The sequence below is a fragment of the Streptomyces sp. NPDC058758 genome, assembly GCF_042746075.1.
Taxonomy (GTDB): Bacteria; Actinomycetota; Actinomycetes; order Streptomycetales; family Streptomycetaceae; genus Streptomyces.
The window spans coordinates 1-24,872 of sequence record NZ_JBHYPS010000038.1 but is presented as its reverse complement, the minus strand read 5'-3'; the positions used below and the strand labels follow the sequence as shown (position 1 = coordinate 24,872).

20 protein-coding genes and 1 pseudogene are annotated in these 24,872 nt (G+C 73.6%); 9 read left to right on the top strand and 12 right to left on the bottom strand.

Going from position 1 to position 24,872, the window contains the following annotated elements; all coding sequences use genetic code 11:
* Positions 1 to 4: 4 nt before the first annotated feature.
* Genes ACFW6A_RS31720 through ACFW6A_RS31695 form a run of 6 tightly spaced genes read right to left on the bottom strand, consistent with a single transcriptional unit; the run spans position 5 to position 6,356 of the window.
* Complete coding sequence (locus ACFW6A_RS31720; protein ID WP_386644677.1) at positions 5 to 829, bottom strand: class I SAM-dependent methyltransferase; 825 nt, start codon at positions 827 to 829, stop codon at positions 5 to 7.
* The gene (locus ACFW6A_RS31715) at positions 826 to 2,085 is read right to left on the bottom strand and encodes an MFS transporter (protein WP_386644674.1); all 1,260 of its coding nucleotides are present in this window, start codon (positions 2,083 to 2,085) and stop codon (positions 826 to 828) included. The genes ACFW6A_RS31720 and ACFW6A_RS31715 overlap by 4 nt, the downstream gene beginning before the upstream one ends.
* Positions 2,082 to 3,185, bottom strand: a complete 1,104-nt coding sequence (locus ACFW6A_RS31710; RefSeq protein ID WP_386644671.1) for an enolase C-terminal domain-like protein — start codon at positions 3,183 to 3,185, stop codon at positions 2,082 to 2,084. Before ACFW6A_RS31710 ends, ACFW6A_RS31715 begins: the two co-directional genes overlap by 4 nt.
* Complete coding sequence (locus tag ACFW6A_RS31705) at positions 3,182 to 4,273, bottom strand: pyridoxal-phosphate dependent enzyme (protein WP_351850064.1); 1,092 nt, start codon at positions 4,271 to 4,273, stop codon at positions 3,182 to 3,184. Before ACFW6A_RS31705 ends, ACFW6A_RS31710 begins: the two co-directional genes overlap by 4 nt.
* On the bottom strand, positions 4,270 to 5,103 hold the full coding sequence (locus tag ACFW6A_RS31700; RefSeq protein ID WP_351850062.1) for a Rossmann-like domain-containing protein: 834 nt from the start codon (positions 5,101 to 5,103) through the stop codon (positions 4,270 to 4,272). Before ACFW6A_RS31700 ends, ACFW6A_RS31705 begins: the two co-directional genes overlap by 4 nt.
* Positions 5,100 to 6,356 carry an ATP-grasp domain-containing protein gene (locus ACFW6A_RS31695; protein ID WP_386644668.1) on the bottom strand — a complete coding sequence of 419 codons (1,257 nt, stop codon included), beginning with the start codon at positions 6,354 to 6,356 and terminating at the stop codon, positions 5,100 to 5,102. Before ACFW6A_RS31695 ends, ACFW6A_RS31700 begins: the two co-directional genes overlap by 4 nt.
* Before the next feature lie 212 nt (positions 6,357 to 6,568).
* Between ACFW6A_RS31695 and ACFW6A_RS31690 the strand changes: the two genes are divergently transcribed.
* Positions 6,569 to 7,117 (top strand): GNAT family N-acetyltransferase, encoded by a 549-nt coding sequence (locus ACFW6A_RS31690; RefSeq protein WP_386644664.1) that lies wholly within the window; start codon positions 6,569 to 6,571, stop codon positions 7,115 to 7,117.
* A gap of 172 nt (positions 7,118 to 7,289) precedes the next feature.
* On the opposite strand, the gene ACFW6A_RS31685 is transcribed toward ACFW6A_RS31690, so the two are convergent.
* Together ACFW6A_RS31685 and ACFW6A_RS31680 are read right to left on the bottom strand one after the other, a co-directional pair.
* Positions 7,290 to 7,754, bottom strand: a complete 465-nt coding sequence (locus ACFW6A_RS31685) for a hypothetical protein (protein ID WP_386644661.1) — start codon at positions 7,752 to 7,754, stop codon at positions 7,290 to 7,292.
* 23 nt (positions 7,755 to 7,777) lie between these two features.
* Positions 7,778 to 8,050 carry a hypothetical protein gene (locus tag ACFW6A_RS31680; RefSeq protein WP_386486713.1) on the bottom strand — a complete coding sequence of 91 codons (273 nt, stop codon included), beginning with the start codon at positions 8,048 to 8,050 and terminating at the stop codon, positions 7,778 to 7,780.
* Between the two features lie 20 nt (positions 8,051 to 8,070).
* Here ACFW6A_RS31680 and ACFW6A_RS31675 point away from each other — a divergent pair, with 20 nt between their 5' ends.
* Complete coding sequence (locus tag ACFW6A_RS31675) at positions 8,071 to 9,060, top strand: alpha/beta fold hydrolase (protein WP_386644658.1); 990 nt, start codon at positions 8,071 to 8,073, stop codon at positions 9,058 to 9,060.
* Between the two features lie 96 nt (positions 9,061 to 9,156).
* Here the strand turns inward: ACFW6A_RS31675 and ACFW6A_RS31670 are convergent, their stop codons facing one another.
* Positions 9,157 to 9,621 carry a hypothetical protein gene (locus tag ACFW6A_RS31670; protein ID WP_386486707.1) on the bottom strand — a complete coding sequence of 155 codons (465 nt, stop codon included), beginning with the start codon at positions 9,619 to 9,621 and terminating at the stop codon, positions 9,157 to 9,159.
* Between the two features lie 235 nt (positions 9,622 to 9,856).
* Positions 9,857 to 10,843 (bottom strand): alpha/beta hydrolase family protein, encoded by a 987-nt coding sequence (locus tag ACFW6A_RS31665; protein ID WP_386644655.1) that lies wholly within the window; start codon positions 10,841 to 10,843, stop codon positions 9,857 to 9,859.
* A gap of 140 nt (positions 10,844 to 10,983) precedes the next feature.
* On the opposite strand from ACFW6A_RS31665, the gene ACFW6A_RS31660 reads away from it, so the two are divergent.
* On the top strand, positions 10,984 to 11,580 hold the full coding sequence (locus ACFW6A_RS31660) for a TetR/AcrR family transcriptional regulator (protein ID WP_351850051.1): 597 nt from the start codon (positions 10,984 to 10,986) through the stop codon (positions 11,578 to 11,580).
* A gap of 122 nt (positions 11,581 to 11,702) precedes the next feature.
* The gene (locus ACFW6A_RS31655) at positions 11,703 to 12,512 is read left to right on the top strand and encodes a DUF1963 domain-containing protein (RefSeq protein WP_386644652.1); all 810 of its coding nucleotides are present in this window, start codon (positions 11,703 to 11,705) and stop codon (positions 12,510 to 12,512) included.
* Positions 12,513 to 12,681: 169 nt separating this feature from the next.
* On the opposite strand, the gene ACFW6A_RS31650 is transcribed toward ACFW6A_RS31655, so the two are convergent.
* Entirely contained in the window at positions 12,682 to 13,560 is an 879-nt protein-coding gene (locus ACFW6A_RS31650; protein WP_386644649.1) for an alpha/beta fold hydrolase, read from the bottom strand.
* Positions 13,561 to 13,697: 137 nt separating this feature from the next.
* Between ACFW6A_RS31650 and ACFW6A_RS31645 the strand changes: the two genes are divergently transcribed.
* The 3 genes and pseudogenes from ACFW6A_RS31645 (at position 13,698) to ACFW6A_RS31635 (ending at position 17,178) form a co-directional block, all read left to right on the top strand.
* Positions 13,698 to 15,635 (top strand): BTAD domain-containing putative transcriptional regulator, encoded by a 1,938-nt coding sequence (locus ACFW6A_RS31645; protein ID WP_386644646.1) that lies wholly within the window; start codon positions 13,698 to 13,700, stop codon positions 15,633 to 15,635.
* Positions 15,636 to 15,764: 129 nt separating this feature from the next.
* A pseudogene (locus ACFW6A_RS31640) lies at positions 15,765 to 16,139 on the top strand (NUDIX domain-containing protein); the annotation flags it as partial.
* Positions 16,140 to 16,731: 592 nt separating this feature from the next.
* On the top strand, positions 16,732 to 17,178 hold the full coding sequence (locus tag ACFW6A_RS31635; RefSeq protein ID WP_386485483.1) for an Lrp/AsnC family transcriptional regulator: 447 nt from the start codon (positions 16,732 to 16,734) through the stop codon (positions 17,176 to 17,178).
* 142 nt (positions 17,179 to 17,320) lie between these two features.
* Here the strand turns inward: ACFW6A_RS31635 and ACFW6A_RS31630 are convergent, their stop codons facing one another.
* Positions 17,321 to 20,053 (bottom strand): LuxR C-terminal-related transcriptional regulator, encoded by a 2,733-nt coding sequence (locus ACFW6A_RS31630; RefSeq protein ID WP_386644644.1) that lies wholly within the window; start codon positions 20,051 to 20,053, stop codon positions 17,321 to 17,323.
* A gap of 178 nt (positions 20,054 to 20,231) precedes the next feature.
* Here ACFW6A_RS31630 and ACFW6A_RS31625 point away from each other — a divergent pair, with 178 nt between their 5' ends.
* Positions 20,232 to 22,406 (top strand): M4 family metallopeptidase, encoded by a 2,175-nt coding sequence (locus ACFW6A_RS31625; protein ID WP_386644641.1) that lies wholly within the window; start codon positions 20,232 to 20,234, stop codon positions 22,404 to 22,406.
* Positions 22,407 to 22,579: 173 nt separating this feature from the next.
* Positions 22,580 to 23,866: a phytase gene (locus tag ACFW6A_RS31620; protein ID WP_386644638.1), complete on the top strand. Its 1,287-nt coding sequence runs from the start codon at positions 22,580 to 22,582 to the stop codon at positions 23,864 to 23,866.
* Positions 23,867 to 24,872 lie beyond the last annotated feature (1,006 nt).

The window sequence follows — 24,872 nt, the reverse complement described above, 5'->3', positions numbered from 1 at the left end:
AAGTTCAGGGGCGGGGAGCGGGGGCGAGGCGGGCGACCAGGTGAAGCCGGTCGCCGTCGGCCGTCGTGCGGGGCGGGTCGCCCTCCCGCCACGGCGGTTCGGTACGCGGGCCGGGCCCGTCGTGCAGGGCGAGCACCTCGAAGCCGTGGGCGGCCAGGACGTGACGCAGCTCCTGGGGGAAGAACAGGCGCCACGCCGAGCGCTGCTCGACCGGCGGGGAACCGTCGTCGGCGGTCCACACGCGCGTGCGGCGCAGCAGTTGGGCGGCCCTGTCCACGGACAGGGTGGTGGTGGAGCGGTACGCGGTGCCCTGCCAGGTGAAACCGTTCACGGACGGGGCATCCAGGAGTCGCGTACGGCCCAGGAAGAACGCGCCGTTGCGCATCTCCGCGACGAGCAGACCGCCGGGCTCCAAGGACCTGCGGCAGGAGGACAGGAAGCCGTCGAGCTGGGCGTTGGTGTGGCAGTACAGCAGGGCGCTGTCCAGGCACACCACCGCGTCGAAGGCCCCCGCACCGAGGTCGAAGCCGTGCAGGTCGGCCCGGACGTAGGCGGGTCCGGGATGCCGGTCGCGGGCGTAGGACAGCATCGCGTCGGACACGTCGGCGCCGGTGACCGCGCGGCCGGCGCGGTGCAGGTGCGCGGCGTCCCGGCCGGTGCCGCAGCCGATGTCCAGGACGCGGGGGCCCGGCGGACCGTACCGGCGCAGGCAGTCCTCGGCCCAGCGCCCGGCGAGCCGTTCGGGATCGGGGAAACGCGCCTCGTACAGGGCGGGATTGTCGGTGAGCAGGTTCGCGGTGGTGACGGTCACGGATGGGGTGCTCCTCATGCGGTCGCCGGGGCGGCGGCGGGGGGGACGGGCAGGGCCCGGCGGTGGTGCAGCCGGGCGACGGCGGCGGCGGAGGCGAGTCCGGAGGCCAGGCAGCACGCCCACGGCAGCCACGGCGCGCCCGCGCGCTCGCCGGCGTCCATGGCCCAGCCGACGACCGCGTTGCCGACGGCGGCGGCGATGCCGGAGACGAGGTAGAACAGGCCGAAGCGGGTGCCGGTGAGTTCGGCCCGGCCGAAGCCGGGGACCAGTTCCATGACGAACGGCTGGGCGATCATCAGGCCCAGGTGGAGCATCAGGACACCGGCCAGGACCGGCAGTGCGCGCAGCACCGCGTCCGTGAGGCCGCCGGGGGCCGTGCCGTACCCCGACACGGCCATCGGCGGTGCGAAGGACAGTCCCATCAGGGCGAGGCCGACGCCGATCCAGCGCGCTCCGCTGCCCCGCTCCTTCAGCGCCCGGGTGATCCGCATCTGGAGCACGAGGCTGGTGAGGGTGCCGACGAGGAAGACCAGGCCGGCGGCGCCCTTCCAGCCGGTGGCCTGTCGGGCGCCCTCGGGCAGCAGCAGGTACAGCTGGTTCTCCATGGTGAACATGCCGACCATGGCCAGGGCGAACGCGAGGAAGCCGCGGTTGCCGACCACCTCGCGCCAGTCGGCGAGGACGCTGTTCCCGGTCGGCGCGACCCGGCGGGCCGGGAGCACCGCGGCCTGCGCGACGGTGAGCACCGCGAAGATCCCGGCCGCGGTGAGCGCGGCGGCACGGAAGTCGACGAGGAGCAGGGCACTGCCGAGCAGCGGTCCGATCAGGGCGCCGGCGGTCGCGAAGACGTGGAACAGGGCGAACGCCTCCGCCCTGCGCCCTGCCGCCTCCAGGGCCAGGTAGGCCCGCACGGCGGGGTTGAAGAGCGCCCCGGCCAGGCCGCTGAGCACGGACGCGCCGAGCAGCACGGGCAGCCCGTCGCCGAGCGCGAACAGCCCGAAGCCGACGGTGCGCAGGGCGCACCCGGCGATGATGACGCCGCGTGCTCCGAGCCGGTCGGACGCCGTTCCGCCGATGAGGAACAGTCCCTGCTGGCTGAGGTTGCGCACGCCGAGGACGATGCCGACGACGGCCGCCGACATTCCCAGGTCCTCGGTCAGGTGCAGGGCGAGGTACGGGACCAGCAGGTAGAAGCCGGTGTTGACGCCGAGCTGGTTGACCAGCAGGAGCCGGACGGCCATGGGGAAGCCGCGTATCTCGTGCCAGGTCCTCACGCCCGGGCCTCCTCGGCACCGCGCTCGACGACGCCCAGCCCCGGGTTCGGGCTCGCCCGTACGGTGCCGTCGGCGCCGCCGATGCCCGTCCAGGGGTCGTCGGCGAGCAGCAGGTGGCCGTCGAGGTCGACCCAGCGGGCGCGGTTGGCGAGATGGACGGCCGGCGCGATCCCCAGGGTGCTGGCGGTCAGGCAGCCGAGCATCAGCCCTGTGCCGGTGCCCTCGATCAGTTCGGCGATGCGCAGGGCGGCGCCGACGCCGCCGCACTTGGCCAGTTTGACGTTGATCCCCTGGACGCGCCCGGCGAGCCGGCGGGCGTCCTCGAGGCCGACCGCGTCCTCGTCGGCGATCACCGGCAGCGGCGAGCGCTCCGCGAGCTTCGCCAGTGCCTCGGGATCACCGGGGACCAGGGGCTGCTCGACGGCCTCGACACCCAGCTCCGCGAAGAGCGGCAGCAGCCGCCGCGCCTCCCGCACGCTCCACGCCCCGTTGGGGTCGAGAAGCAGCCTCGCCCGCGGGGCGGCGGCACGGACGGCCCGTACACGGGCCAGGTCGTGGGCCGGATCGGGGGCGCCGGCCTTGAGCTTGAGGACCGAGAACCCGTCGCGTACGAGGCGCACCGCCTGGGCCTCGGCCCGCCCCGGCGAGGTGATGCCGATGGTGCGGGCGGTCGCGGCGCGGGGCGGTGCGCCCCGGGCACCCAGGAGCCGGTGGACCGGGGCGCCCGCGAGCTTGCCCGCGAGGTCGAGCAGCGCGGACTCCACGGCCGCGGTCACGGCCGGCGGGGCGGCGGCCTCTCCGGGACCGGTCTCTCCGGCGCCGGCTTCTCCGGGACCGGCCTCTCCTGCACCGGCCCACAGGGCTTCCAGCGCGGACTCGGGACCGGGGAAGCGGGCCAGCCACCGGGCTTTGGCGTGCAGCAGCCGTTCCAGGGTCCGGGCGTCGAGCCCGTAGTACACGCTGGTGACGGCTTCTCCGTGACCCTGCTGCCCTTCGTGCTCGACGGTCAGCCACACGGCCTCGCGGGCGGTCATCGTGGAGCGGGAGATGCGCAGCGGCTCGGTGAGTTCGAGGCGCACGGTGCGCTGTCGGGCCTTCACGGGTTCTCTTCGGGGGTCGGGGCGAGCGGATCGGTGACGGTGCGGCACCGGGCCCAGCCGGTGGCCTCCACGGCCGTGGGGTGCGGGATCTCCACGGGGCGGGTGGCGGCGGTGGTCGGGTCGAGTCCGTGGGCGGCGACGAAACCGTCGTCGAACACGCTGCCGAGATAGCGGTGCGGGCCGTCGGGAAACACCCCGGCGACCACGGCACCGGGCTGGACGCGGGCGGCCCAGGCGGCGACGAGGGCCACGGCCCCCGTGCTCCAGCCGCCGCTGACGAAGGCGGACCGGGCCAGCCGGCGGCACGCGTCGACCGCCTCGGCGGGGCCGACCCAGTGGACCTCGTCGAAGGCGTCGTAGGCGATGTTGCGGGGGTGGATGCTGCTGCCGAGGCCGCGCATGAGCCGGGGTCTGGCGGGCTGGCCGAAGATGGTGGAACCGGTGGCGTCCACGCCGATGAGCCGCAGTTCGGGCCACCGGCGCCGCAGTGGCCCGATGATCCCGGCGCTGTGACCCCCGGTTCCCACGCTGCACACCAGCACGTCGAGGTGGTCCAGCTGGGAGGCCAGCTCGGCCGCCAGGGACGCGTAGCCCGCCGAGTTGTCCGGGTTGTTGTACTGATCGGGCCAGTACGCGTCCGGAAGCAGCGCCAGCAGTTCACGCAGCCGGGCGAGTCGGGCGGCCTGCCAGCCGCCCTCGGCCGCCGGACGCTCGACGAGCTCCAGGCGAGCACCGTACGCCCGCAGCAGCTGCCGCATCGAGGGCTCCAGCTCGACGTCACCGACCAGCACGACCGGGTGCCCCAGGGCCTGCCCGGCGAAGGCCAGCCCGATGCCGAGCGTGCCCGAGGTCGACTCCACCACGGGGGCGCCCGGCAGCAGCTCGCCGCGCTCCTCGGCCCCCAGCAGCATGGAGACGGCGGCGCGCGCCTTCATCCCGCCGACGCCGTGCCCTTCGAGCTTGGCCCAGAAGCCCGGTTGCGGACACGGCAGGTCGACGCTGACGCGGGCGAGGGGCGTGCGGCCGAGCAGACCGAGGAGCTCCCGGTTCCCCGCGGTACGCGCCGGGCCGAGGACGGCCGTGGTCACAGGGCACCTCCGTAGCGGTGGACCGTTCCCGGCCCGCCGTCCAGCCAGAAGAAGGGGTACGGCTCCGCGCACACCGCCTGGACGCCGGAGCCGATCAGGCGCGGCAGGACCGCGCTGCCGCTCTGCGCGAACATCACCAGAGGGACGCCGCGTTCCCGCGCGTGCCGGCGCAGCGGCTCGAAGCTGCCGTTGCCGAGGGTCATGCCGGAGGCGAGGACGGCGTCGCAGCGGTCCAGTTCCGCCAGGGCGTCGGTGCGCACCGGCTCGCCCCACTCGGTCGTGCCGCCCTTGAGGTCGCACGCCACGTAGGCGAGACCGCGCGCCCGCAGGGCCTCCAGCAGGGAGTTGACCACGCCGACGACGAGGACGGTCGCCCCCGGCGCGACGTCGAACAGCTCCACCACCGCCTCGGCCCTGGCCCGGGACTTCTCCAGCGAGGTGCCGGCCGGCAGCGGACAGGGCCGCGCCCCGTTGGCCGGGCCGTGCGGCAGGACGTGCATGAGGTACGCGTCGAGGGCGGCGACCCGGACGGGCAGCAGCTCGTGCCCCAGGAGGGAGGCGACGTCGGCGCCGACGCAGTCCTCGACGGCGTCGTCGGACAGCTCGCCCGGTTCGACCGCGCAGGACCCCACGGCCTCGGCGAGACGCAGGCTCAGCACCTCGTTGCGGTAGCCGGAGCCGCGCCCTTCGTGGCGCACCGCCTGCCGGGTGGTGAAGGCCACCGAGATCCGCCGGGTGCGCGGGTCGGGGCCGAAGCCGCCGGCCAGGACGCGGCCGACGAGGTCGTCGTACGACGAGGCGGTGACGCGTGCGTCGGTGAGGGTGCTCATCGGGCCGCCACCCGGGGGCGCAGCTGCGCGAGCAGGGCTTCGACGCGTCCGCGGGCTCCCGGCCCCTGCGCGTCGCCCACCATGACGTGCCCGAGGTACTCGTTGTTGCTGCCGGCGGCCTTGACGGCCTTGCGGGGCTCGGCCAGCTGGAGTTCCAGGACGCCGTCCGCGGCGCGCACGGCGTCGGCGCCGTCGACGGCCTCCAGCACCCCGTCCTCGTCCGGCACCAGGAAACCGATCGCGGCGCTGGCCAGCCCGGTGGCGCGGCGGGTGAGGTCCGGTTCGCGGCCCAGGGCGACGTCCACGCAGGCGCCGGCGAGGTCGACGCCGGTCACGTGGCGCACGAGTTCGGTGATGCGGTTGCCCGCGGGCCGGGGGTTGACCTCGACGACGCGCGGCCCGCCGGACGTCAGTTTGATCTCGGTGTGGGCGACGACGCTGTCGAGTCCCAGTGCCTTGAGCGCCCGCCGGGCGGTCTCCTCGGCGGCCTCGACGTCCGCCGCGTCCAGGGCGGCGGGGAACATGTGGCCGGTCTCGACGAACGCGGGGGCCCCGCCGACGCTCTTGTCGGTGACGCCGACGACGTGCGCGGCCCCGCCGTACGACACGGTCTCGACGCTCACCTCGGGGCCGTCCAGGAGCTCTTCGAGCAGCACCACCGGCTCGCGGCGCTGGCCGCGGGCGTTGACGGGGAAGCCGGCGACCGCGCGGTAGGCGTGGGCCAGCTCCGTCTCGTCGTCGACGCGTCGGACGAACATCCCGGCGCACAGGTCCACGGGCTTGAGCACCAGCGGATAGCCGAGGTCACGGGCCGAGGCGGTGACTCCGGCCCAGTCCGCGCACACGGCGAACCGCGGCCCCGGCAGGCCGGCCTCGGCCAGGATCCGGCGGGTGGCGTCCTTGCGGCAGGCGTTCGCGACCGCCTCGGAGGTGGGGCCGGGCAGCCCGAGGCCCTCCGCGATGCGCGCGACCGCCCGAAGGTAGTAGTCGCAGGAGGTGATCACCCCGTCGAAGCGCAGGACCTCGTGGGCCCGCTCGACGAAGGACAGCAGCGCGTCGGTGTCGTTGGTCTCCGTCGTCAGCACGTGACGGGCCGCCAGAAGGGGGTGCGCGGTGCCCTCCGGAGCCGAGCGCAGGTAGTGATGCAGGTCACGAGTCAGGAAGGTGAACTCGTGACCGGCCTCGCGCAGGGCCCGTGGCAGCAGTCTGCTCATGGACCCGACCCAGCTCTCGACCACCAGTAGATGTGCCACAACATCCCTTTCTCGCAGTTCGGTTGAGGTGCGGCCAGCCGCGGACACGACCCGACGCGGGGCGCGGCAGCTTGACCGAGAGGCACGGTATCGATAATCGTTTTCATTGTCACCTAGAGGGGTGTCCCTTCTCTCCATCCGAGACGCCCCCGCCACGCCGCGCCCCGCCGGGCCCGAGCGGCCCGCACCCTCACGCATCCCAGGAGGCTTCGATGAACCGCCCCCCGCACCCGCCCTACGCCGTGCGCCCCGCCGGCCCGGCCGACGTGGAAGGCGCACGCCAGGTCATGCTCGACACCTTCTACAGGGACTTCGGCTACGGCTACGTGCCCGCGTGGCACCGCGATGTCGTCGAGATCGAGCGCACCTACCTGGACGACCCCCGCCACCTGCTGCTGGTCGCCGTCCACGGCGACCGGGTGGTGGGCACCACCGCGGTCCACTCGACGGGACCGGCCCACCCGCCGCACCCGCTCTGGCTCGCCGAGCGCTACCCCTCGGGCACCACCGCCCAGCTCGCCCGGGTCTACGTGCGCCCGGAGCACCGGCGCCACGGCCTGGCCCGCACCCTCGTGAACCGGGCGTGCGCCTTCGTCGCGGAGACGCCCGGGTACGACAGCGTCTACCTGCACACCAACGTCGACATCGAGGGCGCGGAGGCGTTCTGGCGGAGCATGGCCAAGGAGGTCTTCGACGCCCGCCCGACCGGAGAACACGGCCCCGGCGTCGGCACCGTGCACTTCGAGATCCCGCTGCCCTGACGCGACCACCGCACGCGAACCGGCCTCATCGACCCACTCGACGCCCTGCGGGCCGGACGGCGCCCGCCGCAACCACGGCACGACAGGCACCTTCGCCGGCGCTCAGCCGGTCGGGCGGCGTGGTTCCGTCACCGGGCCGACGCGCGTTGTCCGCGCCGTGAGGGCCGTCGGTTCAGTGCTGGAGAGGGCAGTTGTCCGTTGTCAGGTGCAGGTGCCGAAGGGTTTCCAGTTCGGTGGTGTGGAAGGCGTACAGCTGCCACTTCTGGAGGTATCCGTCCTCACCGTGCGTTCGTCGTACCTTCTCGGCAGCCATCAGGACCGCGTGTGCCAGGCAGGTGCGAGGGCGGGTGGACGTCCACACGAGGGTGCCCTCCCCGTCGGGTGCGTCGAAGCTCGTCAACATGTCCGGGAAGTGACGGACCGTGATGTTCACGTCGCTGCTGCGGCGCCGAAGAATCCACCGTGCCTCTACCGGTTCGAGGTCGAACGAGAACCGCTGGACGCCATCGGGGCCGTAGAGACCCGTCACGCCTTTCAGCAAGTCGGCGAGCGCGTTGGTGCAGTAGCCGACGTTCTCCCGGTGCTTCGTCGAGCCGTCCCAGATCCTGCACGTCGCCCAGCCGCTACCGCTCAGCACCCAGCTGAAGTGCAAGGATCTCGTCACTGAATCCCCCTGATCGTCGCGGACAACGCTACAGCGGTGCCGATGACGTGGGACGGCCGGGTACGCCGCTCGTCCGCGCCCGCCCAGTCGCCCCATGCGGCCTCCCTCGCGGCCGGCGAGCCTTCCGCGTCGTCGACCACCGTCTCGCGCTTCTTGCCCGCCCGCCTGCCGCGCCGCTCCGCCCTTTCGCCCCGCGAGGTTGCCGGAATGGCAAGGTCGATCGCGCCGGACGGGTGCCGCGCCGCATGATCGATGGGCAGCCGCGTCACCGTGAACCGAGGAGGAGCCCATGCAGCCCGAGCCGACCACCGAGCTCCGTCATCGCACCGTCGAGGCCCCGGCCGGACGCCTCCACCTGGTCGAGCAGGGGACCGGCCCCGTGGTCCTGCTCGTGCACGGCTTCCCCGAGTCCTGGTACTCCTGGCGCCACCAGCTCCCGGCCCTCGCCGCGGCCGGCTACCGGGCGGTGGCGATCGACGTACGCGGCTACGGCCGTTCCTCCAGGCCGGAGGCGACCGAGGCCTACCGGATGCTCGACCTGGTGGAGGACAACGTCGCCGTCGTGCGCGCGCTCGGCGAGGAGAGCGCGGTCGTCGTCGGCCACGACTGGGGCTCCAGCATCGCCGCCACCTCCGCCCTGCTCCATCCCGGGGTCTTCCGCGCCGTCGGCCTGTTGAGCGTCCCCTACGCGCCGCCCGGCGGCCCCCGCCCCACCGACGTCTTCGGCCGGATCGGCGGCCCCGAGGAGGAGTTCTACGTCTCCTACTTCCAGGAGCCCGGCCGGGCCGAGGCGGAGATCGAGCCCGACGTCAGGGGCTGGCTCGCGGGCTTCTACGCGGCCTTGTCCGCCGACACCATGCCGGCCGGGGGCGAGCCCGATCCGCACTTCGTCACCCGCGGCGGCGGCCGGCTGCGCGACCGCTTCCCCACGGGGGTCCTCCCGGCCTGGCTGAGCGAGGACGACCTCGACGTCTACGCCGGGGAGTTCGAGCGCACGGGCCTGACCGGCGCGCTCAACCGCTACCGCAACGTGGACCGCGACTGGGAAGACCTCGCCCCCCACCGCGGCGCCCCGCTCGAGCAGCCGTCCCTGTTCGCCGGCGGCACCCTGGACGCCTCCACCACCTGGATGTCCGACGCCCTCGACGCCTACCCCACCACCCTCCCCGGCCTGTCGGCCTCCCACCTCCTGGAGGGCTGCGGCCACTGGATCCAGCAGGAGCGCCCCGACGAGGTCAACCGTCTGCTGACCGACTGGCTCGCCACCCTCCGGGGCTGAACCGGACGCCCCCGCAGCAGCGGTCCGCGCACCGGCTCCGGCACGACTTCCGTGAAGCCGAAGCCCCGACAGCGGTTCCGGGCGTCACCGCTGCGCTCACTGGGGGGCGAGGGTGCCCTGCTCCGTCTCGTAGAAGGAGAGCCCCCGGCGAATGTCCTCGCGGGTGTACCGCATCGGGGGGAAGCCCTCGACGCTCATCTCGTAGTTCTCCGCCGCGCCGGGCACCTTGAAGGAGAAGGAGAAGTTGCACGTCTTGAGCATGGAGCCATCGGCATGGCCTGCGCCGAGTTTCTGGGTGCCCAGCGTCTTGCCCTCGCTGTCGGTCACGCGGACTTCCGCGCCGGCTTTGACCTTGGAACCCGCCGGGGGCGCGCACGGCTTGCCGACGTCGGGGCCCTTGCCGTCGGTGGACAGGAGTACGGTGATCGCCCCGCTGATGGCGAGACGGGCGACGGACGGCGTGGCGGTGGGCGCCGCTTCCTGCGGGTCTTCCGCCGTGCCGGAACACCCGACGAGACCGATCATGCCCAGTACCAGGCCACAGGCCCACCACGTTCTCATGCTTCCACCCCTTGTGACCTGCGGCGAACCATTCCACGCAGGTGGCGTCACCCTACACGGCCACGATCGGCGTGGTTCCGCGGACGTGGTGCCGGAACCCGAGTGCGGGCAGCGGTCGTTCACCGGTTTGAGCGGGGTGCGTGGTCGGCTGCGAGCGGAGGTGGCCGACCACCCCCTCAGGCCCCGGACGCCGGGGCACCGGGGCACCTCGGACCCTGCCGTGAGGGCGGCGGGCCTACTTGGATTCGACTCGTCCCACCGGGTCCGGACCGGTCCTCAGCGCCTCGCATTCGTTCGGCCACGCAGGGGTGCCGGGGTGAAGCCGGGTGCTGAGGTAGGCCGCGGTGAGCCGGCCGAGGGCGGCGACCCGTCGGGGGTTCTCGTCCGTGGTCTCGGCGGCGTCGTAGCCGGCGATCCCCCCGAGGCCGTGCTCCGCGTCGAACAGGGTGAGCAGGGCCTTGGGGCCGGGAGCGAGGGTGTAGGGGTCGGCGTGCCAGTCGGGCCCCATGTCCGTGAAGTGCCGGGAATCGTCCTTGTCGCCGACGACGACCAGCGCGGGTGCGGTCATGGTGGAGAAGTCGACGGCCCCGATGATCGGCCACTGCTCGGCCATGGGCCCGTTGAGGACTTCGCCTCCCCTGCCGGGCGCGGCGAGCAGGACGCCTGCCTTGATCCGGGGCTCGGCGAGGTGCACCACGCTGCCGGTGTCGGGGTCGTCGAGTCCGGCGCCCAGCAGGAGGGCGGCGGTGAAGCCGCCGAGCGAGTGCCCGGCGACGGCGACCTTGCCGGGGTCGATCCGTCCCGCGAGCTGGGGCACGGTGCGCTCTATCACGTCGAGCTGATCGAGGATGCGGGTCATGTCCTCGGCGCGGGAGCGCCAGAAGTCGGGCGCGCCGGGTGCGTCGGCGACCAGGTGGCTCAGGGTCCGGGAGGTGAGGTGGGTGGGCTGGACGACGACGAATCCGTGTGAGGCCCAGAAATGGGCGAGCGGCGCGTAGCCGTTGAGCGAGGACAGGTTGTTCGAGGGGCCGTGACCGTGGGAGAGGAGGATGACGGGGAGGCCGGTCCCGCTCGCGGGTGCGGAGACGCGCACCTGGAGGTCCACGGGACGTCCGGGGGCGGAGAGGACCACGGGGCTGAAGGACAGGACCGGTACGGGCGGGCCCAAGGCGTCGGTGGTGGCGGATGTGCTCACGGTGCGGGTTTCCTTTCGGCGGCACATGCTTCCGCCGGTCGGCTGCGACCGGCGACGGGCATGGCGGTCAGGAGCGGCCCGTTTCGGCTAACCTGAAACGGAGCAGCGCTCCATTTAGTATTCGGAGCGGCGCTCCGTTTTGTGAATCAGTGCGGGAGGAACACGCGATGGCCACCGAGAGCCCGGCAGGGGACTCGCCGTCCCGAGGCAAGCGCGCCGACGCCCGGCGGAACCGCCAGGCGGTGCTCGACGCCGCCGCCGAGGTCTTCGTCACCTCCGGCATCGACGCGCCGATCCGCCGGATCGCGGCACGGGCGGACGTCGGGATGGCCACGATCTACCGCCACTTCCCGACCCGGGCGGACCTCGTCACGGCCGTCTACCACCACCAGATCGAGGCATGCGCCGAGGCCGGCCCGAACCTGCTGGCCAGTGCCGGCTCCCCCCTCGAAGCGCTGCGCCGGTGGATCGACCTCTTCGTCGACTTCCTGGTCACCAAGCACGGGCTCGCCGACGCCCTGCAGTCCGACGACGACCGCTTCGCCGCCCTGCACGCCTCCTTCCTCGACCGCCTGCTGCCCGTCTGCGCCCAACTGCTCGACGCCGCGGCCGAAGCCGGCGAGATCAGGCCCGGCACGCAGCCGTACGAGCTGATGCGCGGCATCGGCAACCTCTGCATCGGCCGCGACGACGACCCCCGCTACGACCCCCGACGCCTGATCGCCCTCCTCCTCCAGGGACTCCAGCGACCTCCGGCGCCCTGACGCCGACCGCGCATCCAGCCCCTGCCGACCTCGCGCTGCGCAGTCGCCGGCACCAACGGGCTTGCGCACCAGGCGGGTTCGGTGCCGCCGTCGCCCGCCCGTGATCCCGTTAGGGTGGCCCGGTGACCGACGCGAGCATGGACAGAGCCAACCGCTTCCGGGCCGAGGCGGCATCCCAGGGGCTGCCGCCGGAGGAGGTGGAGGAATGGATACGCGCCGCCCGCCCTGCGGCGTACCTGGCGGAGGGCGGTGACGGTCCCCTCGCCGCCCGGATCGGCGGCGACCCCGTGCTGCCGCACGGCGTGCCCACGCCCTCCGAGCCCTTCGTGGCCTCCGTCGACCTCGCCGCCCTCCCGCCGGGCGCCACCGGCCTCCCGCTCCCCGCCGACGGCCACCTGCTCCTCTTCGCCGGCACCGATATGCGCGGCATCGGAGGACAGGCACCCGACGCGGTGCTGTACGTCCCCGCCGGAACCCCGACAACCCCGAGCCCCCTCGAGGACGGCCGGCGCGAGCCGTACCGGCCGCGCGAGCTCCGCACGGTCTGGCACCAGCCGGGCGCGCAGATGCCGGAGAGCTTCGCCCTCGACAGATGGGGCGGCTTCCCCGAGGACGAGCAGTTCGAACTCGGCGACGCCTGGGCGCACGGGGGCGGCCACCGCCCCGCCTGGACCCTGCAGATCGGCGGCCACCCGGTCTCCCCCCAGAACGACCCGGTCCACTACGCCCGTGGCCCCGCGGATGCCGCCCCCTCCGCACAGGGCGGCACGGCCCACGAAGAGGGCGCCGACGACTGGGTTCTCCTGGCCAGCTGGAGATGTGGCGAAGACGTCACCGAACTGGACTCCGGCGTGGCCCACTGGGTCATCCGCCACCTCGACGCGGCGGCCCGGCGCTTCGACCGGGTCCACCGCTACGTCGAAATGGCCTGACCGCGTGAAGGGGGAGAGGCGGCCGGCTCCACGACGCTCATCGGCTGCCCTCCCGCCAAGCCCAGCCGACCCGCGCCGTCACCGCGGCGATCGTCCTGCCGTCGTTCTGCGAGGAGGACCGAGGGAGAGGGGGAGGCGAGGGGAGGGGAGGGGAGGGGGGAGGGGAGGCTCAGCGGAGCAGCAGGTCGCGGATCACCTCGGTGATCTCGTCGGGCGCCTCCTCGGCCATGAAGTGCCCCGCGCCGGTCAGCCGGTGGTCCAGGTCCGGCGCCCACGCGCGCCAGACCGATGCGGCGTCGTAGCCCAGTCGCGCGCCCCAGTCCTGCTGGACGACCGTCACGGGCATGGCCAGCTGGGAGCCCGCGTCCTGGTCCGCCTGGTCGTGTGCGACGTCGATGCCCGCCGAGGCCCGGTAGTCCGCGACGATCGACGGCACGGCCGCGGAGGCGGCCCGCAGGTACGCGGACCGGACCGGTTCCGGCAGGGCCGCCCCATCACCGGCCCAGGCGTCGAGGAAGGAACCGAAGAAGACGTCCGCGCTGTTGGCGATCAACGTCTCCGGCAGGCCCGGCGGCTGCGCCATGAGGAACAGGTGGTAGCCGACCGCCGCCGGGACGCCCTGCAGGACGTTCCACATGTCCAGCGTCGGCACGACGTCGAGGACGCCCAGGTGCGTGAGGGTCTCGGGATGGTCCAGCCCTGCCCGGAAGGCGACCAGAGCGCCCCGGTCGTGGCCGACCAGGGCGAAGCGCTCGTGGCCGAGGGCCGCCGCCAGGGCGACGACGTCGGCGGCCATGGCGCGCTTGGAGTACACCTCGGGGCCGGTGGCCGCCGGCTTGTCACTGGCGCCGTAGCCGCGCAGGTCGGGGCAGATCACCGTGTGCTCGCCGGCGAGCCGCTCGGCGACGTGCCGCCACATCAGGTGGGTCTGGGGGAAGCCGTGCAGCAGCACGACCGGGCTGCCGTGGCCGCCGACGGCCGCAGCCAGCTCCACGCCGTCGGCGCCCGGCAGACGGACGTGGTCGAAACCGGGGAGGGTGAGCGTCATGAAGGGTCCGTTCCTGGGGACGGGGGACCGGCGAAAGCCTGGGTCCTGGGACTGACGGAACCAGCGTGGGCGACGGCGATCAGCAGCCGATCAGCACGCTTCGACTCCGCGGACCCGCGCCGCGCAAGATGGAGTGCATGCGAATCGACGTACTCGGTGCCGTGCGCGCCCTCCACGACGACGGGACGCCGGTCGACCTGGGCGGACCCCGCCACCGCGAGGTACTCGCCCGGCTCGTCGCCGCCGGGGGACGGATGGTCCCCACCGACACCCTCGTGGAGGACCTGTGGACCGATCCTCCGGTACGGGCCGTGGGCGCGCTGCGTACGTTCGTCGCCGCGCTGCGCCGCGCCCTCGAACCCGGCCGGACGCCCCGCACCCCGCCGCGCGTCCTCGTCACGGAAGGACCCGGCTACGCTCTGCGCCTGCCGCGTGACGCCGTGGACGTCCACCGGTTCGAGGACGCCCTGGCCCGCGCCCGGCGCACACCCGAGGGACGCGCCGACCTCGACACGGCCCTCGCGGCCTGGCGCGGCCCCGCCTACGCCGACGTGCCCGGCTCCGTGTGGGCCCAGCGCGAACGGGCCCGCCTGGAGGAGCTGAGGCTGGAGGCGACGGAACTGCGCGCCCTCCTCCTGCTCGACTCCGGCTCAGGAGCCGAGCTGGTCGCCGAACTGGGCGCCCATGTCGCCGAGCACCCCTGGCGCGAACCGGCCTGGGGGCTGCTGGCCCGCGCCCTGCACCGGGCGGGCCGCCAAGCGGACGCGCTGGCCACCCTCCGCCGCGCCCGCACCATGCTCTCGGACCAGCTCGGGCTCGACCCCGGCGCCGAGCTGCGGCACCTGGAGACGGAGATCCTCCGCGGAGCCGCGACCCTCCAGCCCCCGCCTTCCCTGTGGGCCGCGGGCGTACGACCCGGCCCGCGCACCACCGTCGAGCTGGCCCGCACCCTGGCCCTGGCGGGCGGTGGCGGCCTCGTCCACTCACGGCGCGACCGCCTCGTCGCCGTCCGGGCGGCGGAGCGCACCGGAGACACCGCCCTGACCGCCCGCGTCATCGGCGCCTACGACGTGCCCGCCCTGTGGACCCGGGCCGACGACCCCGAACAGTCCCGCGCCGTCGTCGCGGCGGCCGTACGCACCCTCACCGCGCTCGGCGCCGACGGCCCCGCCGCACTGCGCGCCCGCCTGCTGGCCACCGTCGCGGTCGAGAGCCGCAGCGCCGACCTGCCCGCGACCGAACGAAGGCGCGCCGGGCGGGCGGCGCGCGAGGCCGAGGCGCTGGCCCGGGAGCTGGACGATCCGGCCCTGCTGCTCTTCGCCCTCAACGGCAGGTTCCTCCAGTCCTTCACGCGGCCCGGGCTCGCGGCGGCGCGGGACGCGATCGGCGCCGAGATCCTCGACTTGGCCACCCGCCACGAGCTGCCGGACTTCGCCGTGCTCGGCCGCCTCGTCCGCCTGCAATCCGCCTCCGCCCTCGGTGACCTCGGCACCGCGACCGCACACGCCGAGGCCGCCGATCAGCTCGCCGTCAGCACCGAGGCCTCCCTCGTCCCCGTACTCACCGGCTGGTTCCGGGCCCGGGTCACGGCCGCCCGCAGCACCGAACCGGACGGCCCCACGGCCGCCGCGGCCGCGGCGCACTACCGCACCGCCGAGAACGCCCTCGCCGGGACAGGGGGCATGCCCGGGCTGCACCGGGGCCTGTTCGCCCTCGCCCTCCTGGGACTACGTCTCCTGCACGACCGCCCGGCGCCCACCGATCCCGCCCTCGACTGGGGGCCGTACCGCCCCTGGACGCGCCCCTTGGTCCTGCTCGCCCGCAACCGCGACGAAGAGGCCCGTGCCGCCCTGGCCGTCACGCCCGAACCGCCCCTCGACCACATGCAGGAGGCGCTCTGGTGCCTGACCGCCCACGCCGCCGCCCGCCTGGACGAGCGCCCGGCCGCCGCCCGCGCGGCAACGGCCCTGCGCCCCGCCCGCACCGAACACGCGGGCGGGGCGAGCGGGATGCTGACCCTGGGACCGGTGGAGCGGTACCTGGCGGAAGCAGAGGCATGCGCCGACAAGAACTGACCGGCACCGTCCGCGGGACGCTCCGTAACCCGGGACTCGGAACCACCTCGTCCCCGACAGCCCCCGTCTGAGGTGGCACGGCGTCTGAGGCGGCACGGCGATGTCAGCCGGGCTTCGTATCGTGATCCGATGACTCGAAACGAGATCGGGCCGCGGACCCTCGAAGCGGCCATGGCGGACGCGAGTTCGGCGGTCGTCGAGCTCGACGACGCGTCCCGGTGGCTGGCCGCCGCCGGGCCGGAGCTGCGGGGCCCGCTCGCGGCCGAGGTCTGGGTGTTCGACGAGACCTTGTCCCGGGTCGTGATGGTGAGGCATCGGTGGCGTGGCCTGGTCCCGCCCGGTGGGCGGGTGGAACCGGGCGAGACTCCCCGGGAGGCCGCGGGGCGCGAGCTGCTCGAAGAGACCTGCCTTCGGGCGGAACTGCTGCGGGAGCCCGCCCTGGCGACCGTCCGTTCCTATCGGCCCGGTGCCCCGGTGACGTTCGGGCTGTCGTACGCCGCGGTCGTCGATGCCGAAGTGCCGCTCGTCCCGGAGGACGGACAGCCGGTGACATGGGTGAGCCTGGCGGGGGAGTGGGACAGCTGGTTCCCGGCGACCCGGCCCGGATGCGCCGGCATGCGGCGTGGGTCGCGTCGCGGCCCCTCCGACCCCACGGACCGTGACCGGACCACAGAACGTGCGCCCGACCTCCGGCGCATCACGGCTTGGGCCAACGGGCCAACGGGCCAACGGGTCAACGGGCGAACGGGCGAACGGGCGAACGGGCGAACGGGCGGACGCAAGCGGCTCGCAGCCCGACCGCGCCGGTGTACCCGGTCCGGTACCCGGCCGGCCCCAGGATGTGGGGCCGGCCGCGGGGTGCCGGGGATACCCGCGCACCTGTCACCTGGTCGGAGTCCGCACCGTAGGGGTTGGCCGGTGCGGGCCTCCTGCCGGGGATCACCCGGACACCACGACGATGGCAGGACGGCGGTCCCCAGGCGACAGGCCGGGCATCATCACGCACATGTCGAGCGTGGTTCACTCGATCCGCAAGGAGCAGGGGAGCTTTCGGCGCGCGACTCGTGCGTGGCGCGCATGATTCGGGGAGTGGACCGTGGACGCGATCGACCACCACATACTGGACATCCTCCGCAAGGACGGGCGGGCGCCCGTGTCGGAGATCGCACGTGCCGTGGGACTCTCGGCGGCCCCGTGCGCCCGCCGCATGGAGCGCATGGAGAAGGCGGGGGTGATCCGCGGCTACACCGCGGTCATCGAGGACGGCCGGGCGGGCATGCTTCAGGCGTTCATCGAGATCCGCCTGCTCGGCGCGACCGACAGCGACGAGATCCAGGGCATCTCCGAGAGCATCCCGGAGATCGAGGAGAGCCACAGCATCGCCGGCACCTCCGACGCCCTGCTCAGGCTCCGGGTCCGGGACGTGAGCCACCTTCAGCAGGTGATCAACGCCGTGCGCCGGACCGGCAAGGTGGAGGGCACCAAGACCTTCATCATCATGAACACCTGGACCCGCGCGACCGACCGGGCCGCCACCCCGTGACCCCCGACCTCCACTTCCGCCCCCGACACGTGCGGTCATGGATCGGGGGGCAGGGCTTCTGACGACCCGTGGTGCAGGCCGGACGCCGTCGCCTGCCGGGTATACGACGGAACCCGGTGGCTCCTGGAGCCGCACGGGCGGGTCACTCACGTGCGGGAGTGACGGCGTGCGCGAGCTGGAAGCGTGAGTGGAGGCCCAGTTTCCGGTAGACGCGGGTGAGGGTCGCTTCGACCGTCTTGACGCTGATGGTGAGGGCGGTGGCGATGTCGCGGTTGCTCGCTCCGGCGGCGGCGAGTTCGGCGCAGCGCTGTTCGGCGGAGGTGAGGCGGGGGCGGGGGCTGTCGTCCGTGGGGGCGGCTTCCAGCCGGCCCAGGGTGTGCGCGGCGGTTTCGGCCCAGGGGAGCGCCTGGTGGGCGGTGAAGAGATCGGCGGCGCTCTGCGCGGCGGCGCGGGCGCTGGCGCGCCGGCGCCCGCGCCGTTCGGTGTGACTGAGGGCCAGGAGGGTCCGGCCCCGTTCGAGGGGAAGGTGGCGGAGGCGGTCGGCCGCTTCGGTGAGGCGCCGGGCCGCGGTGTCGTAGTCGCCGCGGGCGGCGTCCAGGAGCGCCTGGGTGCGTTCGAGCGGAGGGAGGACCGCGTCCCTGCCGAGGTCGGTCGCGGTGCGGCGGGCGTCGTCCAGCAGGCTCTGCGCCTGGTCGAGGCGGCCGAGGGCGACGAGGGTCTCGGCGAGTTCGGGGTGCCAGCGCAGGACGGAGGGGTCGCGGACCTGCTGGAGCCGCTCCAGGTCCCGTACCTCCTCCAGGGCTGTCAGGGCTTCCTTGGGGCGGCCGGTGGCCAGGAGGAGGTGGCCGAGCGCGAAGAGGTTGCGGGAGAGGAAGACCTTGTTGTCCTCCTGCCGGGCGGTGTCGACTCCGCGGCGCGCGTGGACGAGGGCGAGGTCGGTACGGCGGGCGGTGCCCTCGACGAGGGCGGAGGTGTAGCACGCCGGCGCGGGTGACAGGGAGGTCCCGTCGGTCAGCGCCTGGGCGCGGTGGGCGTGGTCGAGCGCCCTGGCGCACCGCCCGGCGCGGAGTTCGGCCTCGGCGAGGCTGCGCAGGATGTCCACGGTCGCCTCGGCGTCACCCGTCCGCTCGGCTTCGACGAGCAGGGGAAGCAGCGCGGTACGGGCCTCCTCGGGGCGGTCGTCGAAGAGGGCGTGCCGGGCGGCGAGGTGCTGGGGCGTGCCGTTGACCGGGACGGAGGCGGCGCGCGGCAGGGACAGGGCGCGGCCGAGCGTGGTCTCGGTGGCGGGGTCGCCGAGGACGCGCTGGAGGCGGGCCTGCATCGTGAGGGCCATGACGGTGGTGGTGGTGTCGCCGGCGGTCTCGGCGAGGGCGGTGGCCCGGCCGGCCAGGTCGCACCCCCGTTGGGGATCGCCCTCGTTGACGTTGGCCCAGATGGACTGGCGGATGAGGAGCCGGGCCGTGAGGTCGGGGCGTCCGGCCGCGGCGCGGAGCGCGTCGGCGAACAGTTCGTCCGCGCTCCGCAGGTGCTGACCGCTCGCGTCGATCAGGGCGACGAGGGCGTCGACGCGCTGGTCGGGGGTGGTGTCGTGGCCCAGGACGAGGCGGGCGGCGGCCCGGGCGCGGGGGAGGTCGCCGTAGTGGGCGGCGTCGTGTACGGCGGTCAGGGCCCGTTCGGTGAGCAGGTCGCCGTCGTCGTGAGGAGTGCGCCGGGCGGCGAGGAGGGAGAGCTCTGCCGCGAGCGCGTGGTCGCCGCGCTGCCGGGCGCGTACGGCGGCCCCGGCGGCGCGGCGGGCCGACCGCGGGTCGTCGGCGTCGGCCGCCAGCACGGTGTGCCGGTCGCGGCGGACGCTGTCGTGGCTGGCCTCGGCCAGGCGGCCGTGCAGGTCCCTGCGCGCGTGGCCCGGCAGGCGGGCCACGAGTTCGGCGCCGATCGCGGAGGCGGTGAACCGCACCGTCCCGTCGGGCTGTCCGGTGTCGAGCAGCCCCGCCGCCTCGGCCTGGGCGAGGAGGGCTTCGGCTGCCGGGCCGGCGAGGCGGCCGAGCAGTTCGAGGTCGGGCCGGTCGTCGAGTGCGGCGAACGTCAGCAGTTCCCGCACCCGGTCCGGTACCTCGTCCAGCCACTCTCCCACCAGCCGGCTGGCCGTCGGCGGCAGGGCCGGCTCGCCTTCACCCTCCCGGTCCGGGAGCGGGCGCGAGGCGTCGGCCAGCGCCAGGGCCAGGGCGGGGTTCCCGCCGCTGCGGGCGTGGATGCGCGTGACCTCGCGGGGGGCGAGTCGGTACGGGGACAGCAGCGCCGCGACCTGAGGAGCCGTCAGGGGCGGGATGCGCACCGCGCACGTGTCCTCCCCGCACCAGTGGCCCGCGGGCCCCGGGCGCCAGGTGCGCTCCGCCGCGATGACGGGAAGGTCCGGGGCCAGGCGCAGCGCCCAGCCCAGGACGGCCGCGCTGGCCGCGTCCAGCCACTGGGCATTGTCCACCACCAGCGTCATCGGTGGGGCCTCCCGCAGCAGAGCGGCGGTCTGCCGGCGCAGCCGCAGGGCCCGGCCGGCGTCGTCCGGAGAACCCGACTCGCCGGCGGCCTCGTCGAGCGCCGCCGTCAGCTCCCGCGCGGCGGGCAGTGCCGGCAGGGCCAGCGCGAGTTCGAGCAGCCCGGCACAGGCGATGCGGGCGTCCTGCGGTCGCGGGGCCAGCCGCACGACGGGCAGGCCCAGCCGTCGCCCCAGGGCCCCGGCCGCGGTGGTCTTGCCGCTTCCGGGCGGCCCGAACAGGACCACCCGGCGGGTGCCGTGCACGTCTTCCGGCACCACCGGCACCACCGGCACCACCGGGCCGGCCTCGTGGAACGCGTTCATCCACATCGCAGAGTCGGGCATCGGGCCATGGTGCGCCCGCCGGGCCTCCCCGTCCAGATCAAGGGGTTGCCCCGATGTCGGCCGGGCCCTGCGTCCCTAGCCTCATGGCCACAGCCGGGCCAACCGCTGCCGAACGCCCCCCGCACCTCAGATGACGTTCCGCGGCACATCCCCGACAAGGCCCGGCGGAAGGATTGCGATGAACCGCAAGAACGCCCTGGCGGCCGGTGTCGCGGCAGCCCTCGCCCTGGGCTCCGTGACCATGCTGGCCACCCAGTCCACCGCGGCCCCCCGGCCCACCGCGGCCGACGGCAGCTCCGTCGCCCAACCCGGCGCGGGGTTCAAGGCGATGACGGCCGACGCGCGCGGCGAGGCGATACGCACGGCCGGCCGGAACGCGGCCGCGACCGCCCGCGAGCTCGGCCTGGGCCCCGACGAGCGCCTGGTGGCCAAGGACGTCCTGATCGACGCCGACGGCGCCCGGCACGTGCGCTACGACCGCACCTACAGAGGCCTGCCGGTGATCGGCGGAGACCTGGTGGTGCACCTCGCCGAGGACGGCACGATCACCGGCTCGGACCTGGCCCACCAGGGCGCGATCCGGATCGCCGGAACCACGCCGAAGCTGACGGCGGCCGACGCCTCCGCCAAGGCCGTGAAGCACGCCAAGCACGTGAAGAAGGCGAAGACCGGCAGCAAGGACAGCAGCACCCTGGTGGTGTACGCGGTCGGCAAGATCCCCGTCCTCGCCTACCGCTCGACCGTCACCGGCGAGGGCGAGACCGGCCCCACCTCGCGACAGGCGGTGATCGTCGACGCGACCAGCGGCGCGGCGCTGGACCAGTACGAGCTGCACCAGAGCGTCACGGGCACCGGCAACGGCGTCACCGTCGGCCAGGTCTCCATCGAGACCACCCAGACCAGCAGCGGCTACACCCTCACCGACGCCGCGCACGGCGGCACGATCATCTACGACTCGTACAACAGCTCGCAGTCGAACCCGAAGCAGAATGCCCGGGCCTTCTCCAAGACCACCAACTCCTGGGGCAACGGCACCAGCTCCAGCCGCGAGAGCGCCGCCGTGGACGCCTCCTACGGCCTGGCCAAGACCTGGGACTACTACAAGGACTCCTTCAACCGCTCCGGCATCCGCAACAACGGCAGCGGCGCCCCCGCCTACGTCCACGTGGACACCGGCCTGTTGAACGCCTTCTACGACGACGACTGCTTCTGCATGTTCTTCGGCGACGGCTCCTCGCAGAACAGCAACACCCCGGTCACCGCGCTGGACGTGGCCGGGCACGAGATGAGCCACGGCGTCACCTCCGCCACCGCCAACCTCACCTACTCCGGCGAGTCCGGCGGCCTCAACGAGGCCACCAGCGACATCTTCGGCACCATGGTCGAGTTCTACGCCAACAACACCGGCGACCCGGGCGACTACTACATCGGCGAGAAGCTCAACATGTCCGGCGGCTACATGCGCCGGATGGACAACCCCGCCGCCGACGGCAACTCGCTGTCCTGCTGGACCTCCAGCGCCGGCTCGGTGGACGTCCACTACTCCTCCGGCATCGGCAACCACTTCTTCTACCTCGCCGCCGAAGGCACCGGCACGAAGACCATCGGCGGACGCTCGCACACCGGCACCACCTGCAACAACGACACCTTCAGCGGCATCGGCAAGGACAAGGCCGCCGCGGTCTGGTACCGGGCCCTGTCCACCTACATGACCTCCACCACCAACTACGCCGGCGCCCGCACCGCCACCCTGCAGGCCGCCGCCGACCTGTACGGCGCCAACTCCCAGGAGCGCTACCTCGTCTCCAAGGCGTGGGCGGCCGTCAGCGTCGGCACCGCCCTGCCCGACCCCGGCACCGGCACCCCCACCCCCTCTCCGACCACCCCGACGCCCTCTCCGACCACGCCCCCCAGCGGCAACGCACTGGCCAACGGCAGCTTCGAGCAGGGCACCAGCGGCTGGACCCAGAGCGACAACATCATCACCAACTCGTCCCTGCAGGCCGCGCGTGACGGCTCCTGGTACGCCTGGATGATGGGCTACGGCGCCGACGCCGTCGAATCCCTCTCCCAGTCGAACGTAGCGGTGCCCTCCACCGGCACCCCGAAGCTCACCTTCTGGCTGAAGGTCTCCACCCAGGAGTCCGGCTCCACCGCCTACGACACCCTCAAGGTCAACGTCAACGGCACCACGCTGGCCACCTACTCCAACGCCGACGCGAGCTCCGGATACGTCCAGAAGACCGTCGACCTGTCCGCCTACAAGGGCCAGACGGTGAAGCTGGAGTTCGCCGGCACCGAAGACACCTACCTGTCGACCATCTTCCTGGTCGACCAGATCGCCATCGGCTGACCGGTCCCGCTCACCACCAGCGCTCCCGCGGCCGGAGCCCCTTCCGGGGCGCTCCGGCCGCAGGGGGCCTTCGTGACCTGTTCAACCACCGTCCACTTTTCAGTCGCGAGCATGACAAGTGTGGCCATGAAGGTCTTCCTGTCGGGGCAAACCCCCTCATACAAGGAAGAAACATGATGATACGTCTGGCATCCCGTACCTCCGCGCTCGCTCTCTGCACGGCACTGGCGACCTCCTTCGCCCTCCCGGCGCAGGCGTCCGGGATCGACAGCGTCCGGCCGAAGGCCGAGACCACGCCGCTGTTCGACGACGAGGCCGGCGGCAACGCCAACGCGGACGACCCGGCGATCTGGCGCAACACCGCCGCCCCGGGACGCAGCCTGGTGATCGCCACCGCCAAGCAGGGAGGCCTGCGGGTCTACGACCTGGACGCGCGCCAGGTCCAGTCCGTCCCCGCCCCCGCCGGCCCGAGCGCCGACGACAAGCCCGGCCGCTTCAACAACGTCGACCTGGTGCAGGGCCTGCGCCTGAACGGCGTCCGCACGGACGTCGCCGTGGTCAGCGACCGCGGCAACGACCGACTGCGGATCTACCGCATCGACCGCGACAAGCCCGGCGGCCCGCTCACCGACGTCACCGACCCGGGCGCGCGCCCCGTCTTCTCCGCCGACCAGGACGAGATCAACGAACAGCAGACCGCGTACGGCCTGGCCACCTGGACCGACCGCACCACCGGCCGCTCCTACGCCCTGGTCAGCCAGCGCAACCGCACCCGGATCGCCCTGCTGGAACTGCTCCCCACCGCAGCCGGCACCGTCGACTACCGCCAGGTCCGCACCCTGGACCTGCCCTCCTCCTTCCGCCTGCCCCACGGCGCCACCTGGACGCCCTGCGCCGAGCCGGGCGAACTGCCGCAGGTCGAGGGCATGGTCGTCGACCCCGCGGACGGCACCCTGTACGCCGGACAGGAGGACGTCGGCATCTGGCGCATCGACGCGGGCCTGACCGGCACGCCGACCCTGATCGACAAGGTCCGCGAGTACGGCGTCCCGGGCACCTACGACGAGCAGACCGAGGAGTGCACGCCCGGCGCCGACCCCGGCTTCGGCGGCACGCACCTGACGGCCGACGTCGAGGGCCTGACCCTGGTCACCGAGCCGGACGGCGACGGCTACCTGCTCGCCTCCAGCCAGGGCGACGACACCTTCGTCGCCTACGACCGTGAGCGCGACGAGGACAACGAGTACGAGGACGCCTTCCGCATCGCCGCGGCCTCCACCACCCTCGACGGCTCCGAGGTCTGCGACGGCGCCGCCGCCCTCAACGCCCCGCTCGGCACCCGCTACCCCCGCGGCCTCCTCGTCGTCCAGGACGGCCAGGAGACCCCCGGCGACGGCGACCGCGAGGCCACCGGCTTCAAGTTCGTCGACCTCGGCGAGGTCGTCGACACCCTCGACTGACGAACGACCACCCCGGGCGCACGGTACCCCCACCGTGCGCCCACCCCGCCGTCCCGCCCCGAAGAGCCGGCCCGGCCGCCCGCGAACCGAGGGCGGTCGCGGCATGTCCCCGAGACGGTGGCGAAGCACGAAGGAGACGGTCGTGCGGCCGGCCTCGCTGGAGTTCACGCGACGGTTCCCCTGGTCGAAGCGCAGCGGGTGCCCCGGCGCGCTCGTCACCCACCCGCCCGGAGGGGACACGGCCCAGGAGCGCCCTGACCACTGGCGGCTCGCCTGGGCCGGGGCCGAGACAGGTCTCGGGCTCGTGGGGTCTGCGCTGGCGTTCGGTCTGGCGGCCGAGCGACTGCTTCGGGGCGGCCGCAACCGGACTCGCATCGTCAGCACGCTGATGACGGCAGGGGAAAGAGGGATCTGGCTCTGGCGTGGCGGAGCCTGGCAGGGCGCTGAGCGCCGGGCGGTCGAGCGGCCGGCGTTCCTGCTTCCCGTGCGTACCCCGCTTCTCGTGCGTACGGAGGGGCCCCTCGGGGCGTTGTGGTCAGTGGGCGGGGGGAGAGAGCCGGCCACGGTGGTCGCTCACCACCGAACTCACCTTGCCTGAGATCGCTCACCACGGTGCTCACCATGGGCGTTCCCAGGACCCCTGGGTCTATTTTGCCTGTTTCGATAAAAGTTTTTCGGGCGTGGGCTGATGTCGGGTAGAACTGCTGGTCAGGAAGGCTGCTCCCCGTGCCCGCGGGATGAGCCTGGGGCGGTCTGGCTTCGTTCGCATGAAGTAGCAGCGATTGATCAGCGCTTTGGGCAGCGGTCAGCGATCTTGAATGCTGCGGATGTTCACCGGAGATGGTTCTGGTTCACTTTCCGTGGTGCGGTTTCGTCGAGCACTCGGTTGGGGCTGGGGGCCTGGACGACTAAGACCGTGTCCTATGTGGTGAGGCGGATGAGCCGCTTGTAGCAGCAGAGGGCGGCGGCGAGTCCGAGAAAGGCCAGGTAGTTGCGGGGATGGCGT